This is a genomic window from Halosegnis rubeus (genome assembly GCF_009184545.1).
Lineage (GTDB): Archaea > Halobacteriota > Halobacteria > Halobacteriales > Haloarculaceae > Halosegnis > Halosegnis rubeus.
The window spans coordinates 114,443-127,365 of record NZ_QJOW01000006.1; the positions used below are offsets into that span (position 1 = coordinate 114,443).

A 12,923-nucleotide genomic window follows, 5' to 3' on the forward strand; every position below is an offset into this window, starting at 1 on the left:
GATGAGCATAGCGCATTTCTTCGATGCGGGCGGATATCTCGACTACGGGGACGCAGTTGCGTTGCTGCCAGTGGAAGAGTTGCGGGCGAGAGTTTACACCCACCGAGATGCGGAGTGTGCGCTCAGGGACGCGCCAGCCGATTCCGTGCTCGCTATCAGACCAACAGGTTTGGCGAGCAGCTACGCGTTGACTCAGCGACCACTGACGGCGATCGAGGTCGCATCGCTGGACGACGAGCTTCGGAACCAAATCGACGGAGCCGTCGATGTCGATCTGGCGCAGTTCGAGCTCATCCAGGTTGGGAGAGCGACGACGCCAGCACAGAACCGGAGTCTCGCAGAGTTTTGACGGCTACTGGCGACATCTAGAGCACTCCGGATGCGGCGAGGAGGCCCAGGATCACCAGTAGCGTCATTACAATACCACCACCGACCAGCAGTGTATTCTCCATCGCCTTCTCGTGAATCGGCATGTTCGCGTACTCTTCGCGGAACGCTTCGAGGTTCTCCTCGTCGTAGAAGTACTTCGTCTTCAGCGCGAATCGCTCGGTGACTGCACAGCCCGTACAGACCGGCTCCTGTTCAAGCCGTTCGGTCTCGGTGTGGCTGTCGCAGGCGATCGCCCCGCAGTTCGGACAATACGTGTACATCTCGTCGACACCGCTGGTCTCGCAGTGGACGCAACGATGGATACCGTCCTCGGCGGTTACTCTGGACGGGCCCGCTACGAAGTACTCATAGGAGTAGGTGTACTCCTGGATGTCGTTTATATGTCGAACCTCGGGGAGGTACACTGGTTCGATCGACTGGACGGAGATATCTGAGCGGTTCGGCTCACAGGTTTTGTTGTACGTGACGTTGTTGTCGCCAGTGTAGGTCACCGTCGTCGTGTGATGCTTCTGGAGCCGCTCGACGGCCCACTCCTTGTACTCCGTTTGAGTCTGCCCGAACCGATGTTCCCCGACATCGTCGAACACCTCTCCGAACTGCTCGGTGTCAAGTTCGACCGTGGCGTGGAGGTTCTCCGTGACCAGTGTCGCGACGTCGTCAGCAGCGACCTGCGGATGTCCTCGTTCGGCGTGAACGACGAACCGCGTCCGCTCGTTGATTCGGTGGATGATGCCCACCGACGTCTCGAAGACGGCGTTTGTGTCCGCGGTGACCGCGACCACCGGGCGGAATGTCACCGACGAGTGCGGTTCTGGGAGGTCGGCGGCCTCGATATTCTCGATGTCGCGGAACGCCTCCTCGACAGGCGCGTCGAAATCGACCGCGGGGTCGTACGGGCGGAGCGTCTCGTCACAGAGAATCTCGATCCGTCCGTTGTAGAGGTCAAGGCCGATTTCGTCAGCGATCTCACGGAGGTCCTCGCCGTCAAGCAACTCAATTGGGTGTGGGTCGTCGTTTTGTTGGAGTCGATTCGCGTAGTCCTGGGCGGGATTCGTGAACCGCCCCGTCGTGACGACCATGCCGCGTTTGGGGCCGTCGAAGTCGAACGTCGCGATCGCCGAATGGAGCTTCTGGACGACCGGCCGCCCGACCGTCCCCGTGTGCTTGCACTCGACGATGATCGCACGCCGCGTGCCGTCGACGACATCCTCCATCAGGACGTCGCGGCCCTCGTCGGCCGTCTTCTCGGCCTGGCGGACGTTCTCGTAGCCGAGGTTGCGGAACACGTCCTCCATCACGTCCTCGAACTCGAACCCCGAGAGATCGTCCAGTACAGCCATCCCGATATACCTGGACAGTGCGTTGCAACTGTCAAATACGTTGTCGAACACAGCCCGTCCTGTTTTTTGAACCCCCGAGAGGGGTGCGGGGGTGATCGAACGAGCCTCCCGCGAACCAACCTATGAGTGGAATCAGCGACCCACGCTCGCATGTACAGTCACGGACCTCGGCTGATCCCGACGTCATCTACGTCGGTTACCGCCGTCGAGGCCGCGCCATCGTCGAGAAGCAATCGGATCAAGAACAGCTCACGCCAGAGCGGAGTCTCGAGCTGGCGAATCACAGTCCTTCGGGATTCGAATGGGGATATTGTGGCAGCGGGCCGGCCCAACTCGCACTCGCCCTTCTGCTCGATTACACGGGCGACGAGGCGTTCGCCCTCGATCACTACCAAGAGTTCAAAACCGAGGTCGTGAGCCAACTCGAATGTACAGGCCCCGACGGATGCTGGCGCCTCACCGGCAGTGACATCGACGCAGTCCTGCACGAAACATTCGGAGAGCCGGTCGCACCTTCCATCTAAGTACCAATCACCGAGAGTAATCCATGTCAGAACACAACCAGTCGTCTCGTTCGAACGGCGAATCGACCGAAGCCAGTGAACAGCGGACACGAACGGAATACGTCGAACGTAGTGATGTCGGCGTCTCCCTCACCGTGAAGCTCAAACGGGGAACCGGTACCAGAGATCAAGACGAAGTGATCGCGAAGGCGAAAGGCAAGACCCTCGAAGACGCCCGCAAGGACATGGAAATCCTCAGAGAGTACATCCACGATCTCGCTGAGGACGCCCGTCAGATTCAGCCGGAAGAAGACGGGTAGCGGAGAACGCTGTTTTTTCGCGCCTCAGCAGTGCTGGAGGCGATCATCTGTGACCAATCCTGATGGACAATCGACTGACGCAAACGAGCTTTCACCAGAGCAACGGCTCGAAGCTCCGAATACGCGACTCATCAACGCCGGCATCGTGACGATCAATGATATGGAGACGCTACGAGCCTGCGTCGCCTACGAGAACGCGAATCAGCAGCGCATCCAGATCCTGCGCCGACTCGAGCATCGGGCCAGCGAAATCCGCGCAGAAGACGGTTGACCCAACACCCGGAGGTGTCTGTTGGAGCCTCGGTGGGTGGAAGCTCAATCCAGATGAGCGATCGAATCGAAATCGAGATTCAGCGACAGACAGCGTTCGGTGACGATTGCCAGCTCGAAGTGACCGAAGCGAGCGTCGAGACCTCACTCGAGAACTTCGGTGACGACGTGGATCACCGCGACCGGAATTCGCGGCTTGATCGCCCCGAGCCGAGTGAGTTCGGCGTCGACGACCGACCCGAAGTTGAGCAAACATCGGAGGGTGATCAGTCGACCCTCTTCGCTGATACAGACGAAGACCAGCAGACCCTCGCTGGTGATGATGGGGTCAGCCGCTGTCTCTTCGAAGAATAAACTGCCCCTGTTGATTAGTTATCCGCCGAAATATTATAGTCTGAACTATAATAGTCTGAGTTCTAACTTTGAAGCGACGCTGAGGGCCTAATAGCCGGTGGTGGTTTTTCGACCCCCAGCAGGGGTGCGGGGAATCCGAACGCCCGCATTCAACCGATGGAGACGGATCCGACCACCGACCCACGATCAGTCGTACAGGATGCAAATGAGCGATGTCAGGCGAATGCAGACCGCGTCGAGTACGTCGGGATGCGCGTCGACGGGACGCCAGTGGTGCTGAACCTCACCGAACACGAGCGCCTCACCCCCAATCGAAGCCTCGATCTCGTGCGACATAGCCCGGCGGGATTTGACTGGGGCTACACCGGAAGTGGTCCATCGCAACTCGCCTGTGCGCTCCTCCTCGATTACAGCAACGACGAAACCGTCGCCCAGCAACACTACATCCAGTTCCGAAACGAGGTGGTCAGTCAGTTGGCGTGCGACGGCCCAGCCGACTGCTGGCACCTCACTGGGAGCGGCATCGAAGCAGCACTCGCCGAGTTCAAAGCGCACCACGCACTCACACCAGATGGAGGGGAATCGTCGCCGTCGCTACCGGCGAACTGGAGCGCCGTGAGTCGAGCAGATCGGACGGTCTTCCAGCGCCGAGACATCGACCACTACGTCGTCCTCGGCGACGGGAGCGAGGAGTGGTTGATCATCCTCTGCGCGCAAGGTGGCCGAGCGTATCCCGCCCCGCTCGACCATCGAACGCTTCCGGTCGAAAACGACCCTGCCTCTGCCGTTCAGGAACTCGTCACTGAGAGTAACGACCTCGTCGAGCCAGAGGAGGACACTTGATGGAGAAATTCCGACTTTCGCGAGCCACGCACCGACTCATCGAACGCGCCGCCAAGGCGTTGGAGTGCATCGGCCGAGAACTCGAGCGATACAATGACCGGCACGAGCGAACAGCGGGAGAAGACACAGACGAGATGAGTCCCCGTGAATTATGACCGGCGAAGCGACGCTCGACGATTTCGAGGCCGAGAAATCATGCGGAGAGTCCAGCTCGATCACGCTGGAAGAGCGACTCCTCGCCCCGATCTCCCCGTTCATCGGTCTGCGGGTGATTCCGGGTCGCGGCGATCCGCTCTATCTCCAAAATCGGGGAAGAGAGCGGTATCTCTTCCGCGACGACCACGATCGGTGGTTCATCTTCCAACCGTCGGCGAAAGACTCTGAAGATGGGTTCGTCCGCTGGGTGTATCTCCCAGCAGACCGGCCCGAGCGGCTGGCGCAGTCGGCGCTTCGTCAACAGACGGTGATCGGCTATGACTACGTCCGGCGGTCGGTTGCACCAGACCCAATCAGATCAACGGTGACGGCGATGTTCGTCACAGAACGCTGGCCCGAGACGATCTACGAATGTGGGTCATGTGAGGCGCTGTTCGATACGGCACGAGAGCACGCCCTCCATTGCTGGGATGTTCATCCTTGGGTGCCGAATCCAGAGCAGGTACGCCGGCGGCGTCAGCCCAACGAGTGAGTTGGAAAATCCTTGGCAGGTATCGGAGCCGTCCAGATAATTAACCAACAAAGTGCGGGTCTGGGGTTTAACGTTGGTTAATAGTGGACTGCGACTCCGTTTATTGCCCCTCTGAGAGGGTGCAGGGCGGCCGGATTCGCCCTCGCAGGCCACATTCATGTCGCTCGATATCAGCCCCAGCAGCAGCACTGAACGCGAGATTGCCGCTGCCAGACAAGCCGGCAGCGTGGCGTTCCTTCATCGAGCGCCGTTCGCTCTGGATGCCTACAGGCTCGGCTACCTACCTGGGTTCCGAGAGGACTGCGGATATCAGCAGGCCCAGTTCAAGCATCTGAACATCCCCGTCGGGATGTTGGATAACGACTTTCGGAATCCCGATCTGGATCGATACGTCGCCCGATTTTTCGAACACGAACCCAAGGTCGGCGTGATTGGAGACGTGTACGACCCCGACGACGTCGATAGGTACGTGGCCGCTACGCGCGAGATCCAGGCGAGCTATCCCGATGCAGACCTCGTCATCGTCCCCAAGTGCCGCAAGGTGATCGACATGATTCCCGACGACCTCGTGCTCGGCTACTCACGAGGGTATGCCGACCGATTGGCCCACGAGTTCTCCGAGCCGACCGACTGGCGGGGCCGTCGTGTTCATATCCTCGGTGGAAGCCCGCCGAAACAGCTCGACGTCATCGAGCAACTGACCCGACCGACGCTCACGGACGATCCACCGGCCGACATTGCCGGTCTCGACTGGAACGGCCTGCATCGCGGGGCGCAGTTCGGAGAGTTCTGGACGGCTGACGGGTGGGACGACAGCGGTCGCGACGCCGACCACGTCACCGTGCGAAAGACGGTGCGTCACAGCCTCGCCCGAGTCCGTGAGTTCTGGAAATCCCACGGAATCTGGCCCGAAACGACACCACAAAACGAGGGGCTCGACGTCAAGTACGAGGGACCGAGTCCTGCCGATCTTGAGGACGCCGCCTGTACCGAGTGCGGGACGAACGTCTGGCGAACTCGGCGTGGCCCGCACGTCGCCGAATACGATACCGGCGCTATCTGTGGATACTGCAGCTACGAGTGCTACTTCAGCCACCGTCACCGGAACAACCTCGAGGAGATCGCCGGCGAACAGAGCGTCTACCTCCCGCCGGCGTGACTTCGCGACCTGTTTTTCGTGCCCCCAGAGAGGGCGAGGGCTCCTTCGAAAGCTCTCAGAGGAGACTTCCAGTGAGTCAACAACAGAGTCCCGACAACGTCTCGGTCGACGATATTCCCGTCGATATCGACAACACGCAATCAGCGGAGGTCGATCCCGCCGACGTCCCCAACGAAATCGAGTCCATCACCCGTGGGCTCGCCGGTGAGCAGCCACCGACGAATCCGCTCGTCGTGCTGAAAGCGGCCCGCTGGTGGTACATTCACGGCAAAGGCGGGTCAGATCCCGTCTTTCGATGGGCAATCGAGTGGGCGCGGCACCTCGCGACCGACACGCCCAGCGACGTCGAACGCTTCGACGACTTCCTCGAGTACCTCGTCACGGTCGGCTTTGCTGACGAACCCCACGAACTCCGGTAACCGCGAGAGCGGTTTTTTGTGCGCCCCAGAGGGGTGCGGCGCGTCCTGAACTGCCGCAGTCGCAGTGAACTCGATTTGGTGACTACAATGGCTACAACCAGTAACTCGGCGGTTTCCTTCGAGGAGACCGACACGCGATCAGACGAGATGAACAGCACTATCGAACAGTGGATCGACGACCTCGTCACCGGCGTCGACGACGCGCAGGCCAGTGACGAGTTCCAAGAGTGGCTCGATGTCCAGTCCCGGTTCCACGACTACTCGCATCGAAACACACTCCTCATCAAACTCCAGTGTCCCGAGGCGACGAAGGTCGCGGGCTACAACACCTGGCGAAACGAGTTCGACCGGCACGTCCAGGAGGGCGAGTCGGCCATCTGGATCTGGGCACCAATCATCGCCAAGCAGTGCCCGGAGTGTGAGAACTCGCCGAGCTACCACGAGCAGAGCGACTGTGACTACGACGAGACACCGTCCGAGGAATGGTCCAAAGGCCTGGTTGGCTTCAAGCCCACAGCTGTCTTCGACGTCTCCCAGACCGAGGGCGAGCCGCTGCCCGAACTCGAAACCGAGGCCACTGGGAACGGCGAAGGGTTGGTGCCCGCACTCAGGGATACTGCTGATGACCTCGGCGTGATTGTGGAGATCGTCGACGCTGCCGAATGGGAGCATGGCGACGCGAAGGGCATCTGTAAACATCGGAGTGGAGACAACGACCGCCCTGTCGTTGAGGCGAAAGCCCGCTCGAATCAGGCCGACCTCGCAGTGACACTGATTCACGAGTACGCCCACGCGCTGCTGCATTTCGACGTCGGCGACGAACCAGAGCGCGCGAAACGCGAGGTCGAAGCCGAAGCCGTCGCGTACATCGTCGGGCGGTATTTCGACCTGGATACGAGCGGGTCAGCGTTCTACCTCGCCGCGTGGCAGGACGGCGATGCGGCAGGCATCCAGGAGCGTCTCGGGCGGATCAGCTCCACTGCACAAGAGATCATCGGGACGGTTGGAGAAAGCTGAACACGCAATTCTTCCTCATTAACCAACAATCGACCGGGAAGACGGTGGTTTGTTGGTTAATTCTATCAGCGCCCGCCGAGGAGTGGAGGCGCAGTTCAGTCACCACGAATCATAAATGACCAGTATCTCACCGCTGTCCTCAACGAGGCGGAACAAGTTGCACAACAGCACGACAAGATCGCACGATCAACGGATGATCCAGCACACGAGTACCTGCGGTACGCCGTTCTTCGGCTGCTCGAAGGCGAAGCTACCGAGACGACAGTGGATGGGCTCGATATCTGCGGTGTGACCATCGGTATGGGGAGGACGACGCGATGTTCGACAGGTGGGGAGCCGACATCGAGTGGTGGGACGATATCCCACCGCGAGAGGCGTGTACCCGGTTCCGAATCTTCTATCCCGACAAGCACGAGCCCGTTCCACGAGTGATCGTCGACGTGATGGCCGCCCTCGGCGCGTGGCGCGTGGGCTGGGACCGCCGCGGCCTGTGGCTCCTACGACCATCGCGAGCGCCGCGAAGTCCACTACCGCTGGCCGGAAGGGCATTCGGTTGAAGACCTCCTGCAGAATCGGCTCCAGGGCCCTGCCGACGCCGTCGCGCCGGACGGTGGCCGAACAGGCGATGCTCGCGACCGGATGGTCGTCACGGAAGACTCGAGCCAATATACGACCTCGAACCGCGAACCCGACGCGCCGTCGACGAAACGAGTTATATTATAACTAATCCAGGGTAGTGCGGTAGTTTCAGGTAGTCAAACCCTGAACCAGGTTGCATGTCTCAGGATCCTATGAATACCCTCATCGGCCAATTCACCCGGTTTGCCGTCCAGAACGACTTGGAAACCGATGATTGGGGAATGGTCGCTACAGAGTTCGATGTCAAAGACACGCTGAGAGATATCGACCGGTTCCACGCCAGTTGGAACCACAGCGACGACGACAAGCAGGCGAACACGACTCAGTTTCTCAGAGAAGTAACAGAGGAAGACGAGGAAAAGGCGGTCGGTGTCATGGAGCGGATTTACACCTTGGCCGACACCGACTCAGAAACTCTGGAGAAGTACCCAGCCCTGGAAATCCTTGAAAACGAAGAACCGGGTACAGAAGTCCTGTACTCCACATTCCACTCCGAACAGTTCCTCGACATCGCCAACGTTCCAGGCACGTTCTACCCTGACCTCGTTGAGGACATCAACCAGTGCTACAGTATTGGAGTCAACGACGCCACCCTCATCCTGACACGAAAGCTTCTGGAGAACCTGCTAATCGACATCCTTCGAAAACAGTACGGGATACAGGAGATCCATCTGTACTACCGTCCGGACAACCACCGGTTTCAGAACTTCAGCACACTCATCGACAACTTCGAGGACAACCTAAGCGACTTCCAGCACTTGTCTGGAGGCCTTGACAGCGACTTCATCGATCAACTGAACGCTTTCCGGCAGGACGCCAACGCAGAGGCCCACTCCATCGAGACCAACATCACCGAAGACGAGATTGAGAGCTACAGGGAGCAGGCCCGTCACGCTTCCCGAATCCTGTTCCGGGTTAAGAAGAATATTTGAGGGCTACTGTAGCGTATTGAGGGAAGCAGTTAGCTGCTGCTGCATATCAAGACCGGTGTGGAACCGGCCAACGATCTCTGCCTGATGCTCTGGACAGGCAAGGATGGCAACTGCTCCGTCTTGTACCGGGACCACTGGTTGATCTGGATTATGGGGTGCGAGGTGGCAACTGGGACAGTTTATACCGCCGGCTGGCCGATGCTCTATGAATTCAGCTGTGTTCTCGGTTGACAAACCGCAGACAGACGTGAACTGCTCAACGTGTTCAGGACATCCGACAAGAGGGAGCGTGAGCTGATCCAAGAGAAGGAAGGACAGCGTGTGACCACTGTTAGAGTGGAGAGCAGACTCGCACGCATCACACTGGATAGGCGGAAGACTATGGAAGTCGTCCGTCTGTTGCTGAGAGGAATCTGCTGGAGGCATACTGTGGTTGTTGAATTGGGTTTTACTGCCACACGGGTAAGTTATGGGAACATACTGTCGTCTCCAGTTCTCTGCTGGTACTGAGATAAGTCAAAATTCTCCAATAGGTCTATATCCGTATACTGGTCGATCAAGATAGCGATGATGATGAGCAAAACGACAGCTGTGCCAGCATCGAAATTCAGGCCTTCAGCGATCGATTCTCTGCGTCTAACCGATCTCCGCTGAACATCCGATAATTGATTAGAGGCCTGGGCGGCTTCCTCAACCCAGTCACCGATGTTTTCTCGCCCGTTGTCCCTGTCCCAGTGGTAGGTGGGAAAAATACTGGAGAGGGTTTGCACGTCGCCGTCTTGCTCTACGACGAACTTCTTCAACGGGTTGCTTCCACTGAAATCAGTACTGCCCTCTTTGTCCTTCAGAGAGTGGACTTTGATTCCGACAATTCCGTTCCCTCTCTTGATACTTTTCTTGATCTCGTATCGGATCCAGTCTCTGTCCGCTGTCTCATTCCCAATCAGGACTGCAGTGACAGATGTGCCGTGCATCTGGTCATCGATCCACTCCTTGATAGCATCTTCACCCTCTCGCTTTACTTCCTCCCACTCTGCTGCATCGACGAACCCTGCACCTTCCCTGTCCTTCTTAGCAACCCAGCTGTTTCGGACCTGATTCACCCTCCAGATGTCCCGGCCGTAGTGGAAGCTGAAGAAAACTTGTCTAACCAAAGATATTTCCTCCGTTGATCAAGATCAGGAGGGCCGAGTACAATATAAGTAAGCCGCCGACCGTGCCGTAGAACCACAGCAAAGAGGTATTTAGCATCAATTTGGCAGTGCCGTTGACATCACCATCAACCCTGGATGGATCCATGTTAAAGAGATGATCTTCGTTGTCAGGTCTGTTTTTTCTCACCCAGTTATAGAGCTCTCGGAACCTATGCTCCTGCTTCAGGTAATATGCGTCCAAGTACCAGAAACCGATGAGAGGGATGAATGCCGCGAATAGCTGGAAGTTATTCGTCCGGAAGAGCAGAGCGACCACGACCAAGGTCACGGTCCATCCCTTGATTTTGAAAGAGTTAGAGGCCTGCCGGTCGATAACGTTCTGGATTTGCTCGAGCTCTTGATGGAAGCTCTCGTCCGAAACCATGCTCTTACCGGCCTGCTATTTGAGCCGCTTCTTCAACCCAGTCTCCCAGGTTATCGTAGCCGCTGTCCCGCTTCCAGCGATAGGTGTTGAAAATGTCGTCGAAGAACTTTTTCCGGCCGGTTTCCTCGATGTAGATGTTGCTGAGCGGGTTCTTCCCTCGGGAGTCAGTTCTGCCGTCTTTGTCCTCTAAATTGTGGACTCGGATTCCTACGATGCCGTTGCCCTCCTTCCAGCTTTTCTTGATTTCGTATTCGACCCAGTCCCGGTTGTAGGTCTCTTTGCCGATGAGAACTGCTGTGACTGAGGTACCCTTCATCTGGTCGTTGATCCAGCGTTTGATCGCGTCGTCACCTTGACGTTTCAGGCTCTCCCAGTCAGCTGCATCGATGTATCCGGCAGATTCTCGGTCGTCCTGAGTCAGCCAGCTGTTCCTGACTTGGTTGGCCCGCCAGTGATCGCGGTCGAAGTGGAAGCTGAAGAATACTCTCCGAACCATTGTTACTTCTTAACGGAGTGGTGACGCTTACCCCTCAAATAGTTACTGTTCTACCGGGTCAAGGCCGGGATTTCCCCTTCTCGACTACCTCAAATTCGTTGTCGAGAAGGGTACCTACCAAGTCGATGTGGCTGTCTCCTGCAAAGAACATTATCTCGGAGTACTGGTTTCCGTACTGCCTCAGCCCCTCAGCTATCCTCCTATCGCGCATCCCCATTCGTTGATCGCCTAACCGACGCCGCGGATGAACTCGGCGTGACGGTGCGGATCATTCCGTCAGCCGAGTGGACCCACGGTGAGGCGAAGGGAATCTGCGAGCAGCTGAGTCTCGTCGATACGCAGCCGCGTGTCGAGGTTCGGGATCGGGAGAACGACGCCGATCTCGCCCGGACGCTGGTCCACGAATACGCGCACGCCCTGCTCCACTTCGACGTCGACGACGACACCGAGCGGGCGAAACGCGAAGTCGAGGCCGAAGCCGTCGCGTACGTCGTCGGGCGGTACTGCGGGCTCGACATCAGCGGCTCTGCATTCTACCTCGCAGCCTGGGAGTCGGACGATCCCGAGGTTGTTCGCGAGCGGCTCGGACGGATCACTTGAGCGGCAGAGGGACTCATCGATATCTTCGAAGATTAATCCTCTCGATTCACTTGCGGAACAGTCCGACGAGTAGCAATAGACCAGCAACACCTACTGCGAAAACTGTTTGAACTGCAGAGACCCCACCGCGAAGCGCCATTCGAGTATAATTCGGATTTGAGTGGTAGAGGTCGCTCGCAAGACCGATTATGGCATCAACTAATGGAGCCAACACATCGAATACAAGCGCCTTGCCGAAATTTACCCCTGCCTGACCCAGACGGTACGCAAACGCCACCACAAGATTCGCCTTCCCTGTCAGGAAATGGCGGTTTGAAGGTGTGACGTACTGGCCCGCACCGTTGGTGGGATTGAATGGCCATTTTGCGAACTTCACGGCCTCGGTAAACAGCGATGCTACAAACGCGATGAGTCCCCTGAGCATCTTGTATGTTGTATAGTAACTAGTACCACATTAAATTTCACTCCTCAAAGGCAGCAGTCCGGATGCCATTTTGAGGCCGATCAATTCTGAATGAAGAACGCGGGCTTCCAACTCCTGGAAGTTTTTTGCGCCCGCCGAGGGGCGGAGGCGCATTCTGACCTCCGTCGAATCATGACTGACGACTATCTCACGACAGTCCTCGAGGAAGCCGAGCACGTTGCCGAGCAGCACGATCAGGTCGCTCGAACGACAGACAACCAAGCCCACGAGTACCTCCGATACGCCGTCCTCCGGGTGCTCGAAGGCGAGGCGGAACACCTCCCAGCAGACTGGACGCCGATCGACGGCGTGACCGTCGGCTACGGGAGCGACGACGCGATGTACGACAGCTGGGGCTCCAGCGAAGACTGGTGGGAGACCGTCCCGCCGCAAGAAGCGTGTACCCGCTTCCGGGTGTTCTTCCCGGACGACCACCAGACGGTTCCCCGCGACATCGTCGACGTGATGGCCGCACTCGGGGCCTGGCGCGTCTGGACTGGGTGCGCAGCGGCGTGCGGCTCCTACGACCATCGCGAGCGCCGCGAGGTCCACTACCTGTGGCCGGAAGGCCATCCGGTGGAGGAACTGCTCCACGAGCGGCTCAGTGGCCCTGCGGAAGCCGTCGCTCCGGACGGTGGCCGAACGGGCGACGTTCGCGACCGACTGATCGTCGACGAGAACGCAGAGTCACAGGACGATCTCGAGCCCCGCACGAAGCGTGCCGTCGCCGAAGCGATGGACGTCTCGCTCCTCTCGAAAGGTGGCCGCTACGAGGTGCAGTCTGCGTCCGGGAACCGGTACGAAGTCGACGTCATCGACGAATCGTGTACCTGTCCCGACTGGCAGCAGCGCTCACCCGAGGGCGGCTGCAAACACCTGCGTCGCGTCGATCACGAGATCAAACGGGGCCGT

The 12,923-nt window shown here is 58.4% G+C and carries 18 protein-coding genes and 2 pseudogenes; 14 read left to right on the forward strand and 6 right to left on the reverse strand.

What is annotated here, in order from left to right; translation table 11 throughout:
- Position 1: 1 nt before the first annotated feature.
- Positions 2-349, forward strand: coding sequence for a hypothetical protein (locus DMP03_RS12585; RefSeq protein WP_152120888.1), 348 nt, complete (start codon positions 2-4; stop codon positions 347-349).
- Positions 350-365: 16 nt separating this feature from the next.
- Here DMP03_RS12585 and DMP03_RS12590 read toward each other — a convergent pair whose 3' ends face one another.
- Positions 366-1,730: a restriction endonuclease gene (locus tag DMP03_RS12590; protein WP_152120889.1), complete on the reverse strand. Its 1,365-nt coding sequence runs from the start codon at positions 1,728-1,730 to the stop codon at positions 366-368.
- 122 nt (positions 1,731-1,852) lie between these two features.
- On the opposite strand from DMP03_RS12590, the gene DMP03_RS12595 reads away from it, so the two are divergent.
- The 11 genes and pseudogenes from DMP03_RS12595 to DMP03_RS12645 all read left to right on the forward strand — a co-directional run bounded on the left by DMP03_RS12595 (position 1,853) and on the right by DMP03_RS12645 (position 8,874).
- A complete protein-coding gene (locus DMP03_RS12595) occupies positions 1,853-2,254 on the forward strand; it encodes a DUF6166 domain-containing protein (RefSeq protein ID WP_152120890.1) in 402 nt (133 codons plus the stop codon).
- 23 nt (positions 2,255-2,277) lie between these two features.
- Positions 2,278-2,553 carry a DUF7389 domain-containing protein gene (locus DMP03_RS12600; RefSeq protein ID WP_152120891.1) on the forward strand — a complete coding sequence of 92 codons (276 nt, stop codon included), beginning with the start codon at positions 2,278-2,280 and terminating at the stop codon, positions 2,551-2,553.
- A 49-nt stretch (positions 2,554-2,602) separates the two neighbouring features.
- Complete coding sequence (locus DMP03_RS12605) at positions 2,603-2,824, forward strand: hypothetical protein (RefSeq protein WP_152120892.1); 222 nt, start codon at positions 2,603-2,605, stop codon at positions 2,822-2,824.
- Positions 2,825-2,877: 53 nt separating this feature from the next.
- Positions 2,878-3,177 carry a hypothetical protein gene (locus DMP03_RS12610; RefSeq protein WP_152120893.1) on the forward strand — a complete coding sequence of 100 codons (300 nt, stop codon included), beginning with the start codon at positions 2,878-2,880 and terminating at the stop codon, positions 3,175-3,177.
- 156 nt (positions 3,178-3,333) lie between these two features.
- On the forward strand, positions 3,334-4,020 hold the full coding sequence (locus DMP03_RS12615; protein ID WP_152120894.1) for a DUF6166 domain-containing protein: 687 nt from the start codon (positions 3,334-3,336) through the stop codon (positions 4,018-4,020).
- Between the two features lie 151 nt (positions 4,021-4,171).
- The gene (locus DMP03_RS12620; RefSeq protein WP_152120895.1) at positions 4,172-4,708 is read left to right on the forward strand and encodes a hypothetical protein; all 537 of its coding nucleotides are present in this window, start codon (positions 4,172-4,174) and stop codon (positions 4,706-4,708) included.
- A 157-nt stretch (positions 4,709-4,865) separates the two neighbouring features.
- Positions 4,866-5,867 carry a DUF6610 family protein gene (locus DMP03_RS12625; RefSeq protein ID WP_152120896.1) on the forward strand — a complete coding sequence of 334 codons (1,002 nt, stop codon included), beginning with the start codon at positions 4,866-4,868 and terminating at the stop codon, positions 5,865-5,867.
- Positions 5,868-5,938: 71 nt separating this feature from the next.
- Positions 5,939-6,286, forward strand: coding sequence for a hypothetical protein (locus DMP03_RS12630; protein ID WP_152120897.1), 348 nt, complete (start codon positions 5,939-5,941; stop codon positions 6,284-6,286).
- A gap of 87 nt (positions 6,287-6,373) precedes the next feature.
- Positions 6,374-7,303 carry an ArdC-like ssDNA-binding domain-containing protein gene (locus tag DMP03_RS12635; RefSeq protein ID WP_152120898.1) on the forward strand — a complete coding sequence of 310 codons (930 nt, stop codon included), beginning with the start codon at positions 6,374-6,376 and terminating at the stop codon, positions 7,301-7,303.
- Between the two features lie 111 nt (positions 7,304-7,414).
- A pseudogene (locus tag DMP03_RS14695) lies at positions 7,415-8,010 on the forward strand (hypothetical protein); the annotation flags it as partial.
- Positions 8,011-8,094: 84 nt separating this feature from the next.
- A complete protein-coding gene (locus DMP03_RS12645; protein WP_152120899.1) occupies positions 8,095-8,874 on the forward strand; it encodes a hypothetical protein in 780 nt (259 codons plus the stop codon).
- 467 nt (positions 8,875-9,341) lie between these two features.
- Here the strand turns inward: DMP03_RS12645 and DMP03_RS12655 are convergent, their stop codons facing one another.
- From DMP03_RS12655 to DMP03_RS14395, 4 genes are read right to left on the reverse strand one after another with little or no spacing between them, the layout of a single operon-like run.
- A complete protein-coding gene (locus tag DMP03_RS12655; protein WP_152120901.1) occupies positions 9,342-10,028 on the reverse strand; it encodes a TIR domain-containing protein in 687 nt (228 codons plus the stop codon).
- On the reverse strand, positions 10,021-10,452 hold the full coding sequence (locus DMP03_RS12660; RefSeq protein WP_152120902.1) for a hypothetical protein: 432 nt from the start codon (positions 10,450-10,452) through the stop codon (positions 10,021-10,023). The genes DMP03_RS12655 and DMP03_RS12660 overlap by 8 nt, the downstream gene beginning before the upstream one ends.
- Positions 10,453-10,456: 4 nt before the next feature.
- On the reverse strand, positions 10,457-10,948 hold the full coding sequence (locus tag DMP03_RS12665) for a TIR domain-containing protein (protein WP_152120903.1): 492 nt from the start codon (positions 10,946-10,948) through the stop codon (positions 10,457-10,459).
- A gap of 58 nt (positions 10,949-11,006) precedes the next feature.
- Entirely contained in the window at positions 11,007-11,165 is a 159-nt protein-coding gene (locus DMP03_RS14395; protein WP_172967154.1) for a hypothetical protein, read from the reverse strand.
- A 2-nt stretch (positions 11,166-11,167) separates the two neighbouring features.
- Here DMP03_RS14395 and DMP03_RS12670 point away from each other — a divergent pair.
- A pseudogene (locus DMP03_RS12670) lies at positions 11,168-11,548 on the forward strand (ImmA/IrrE family metallo-endopeptidase); the annotation flags it as partial.
- Between the two features lie 46 nt (positions 11,549-11,594).
- Here the strand turns inward: DMP03_RS12670 and DMP03_RS12675 are convergent.
- Complete coding sequence (locus DMP03_RS12675; RefSeq protein ID WP_152120904.1) at positions 11,595-11,972, reverse strand: hypothetical protein; 378 nt, start codon at positions 11,970-11,972, stop codon at positions 11,595-11,597.
- A 171-nt stretch (positions 11,973-12,143) separates the two neighbouring features.
- Here DMP03_RS12675 and DMP03_RS12680 point away from each other — a divergent pair.
- Positions 12,144-12,923, forward strand: a 780-nt coding sequence (locus DMP03_RS12680) for a hypothetical protein (protein WP_152120905.1), incomplete at its 3' end; no start/stop codon positions are given.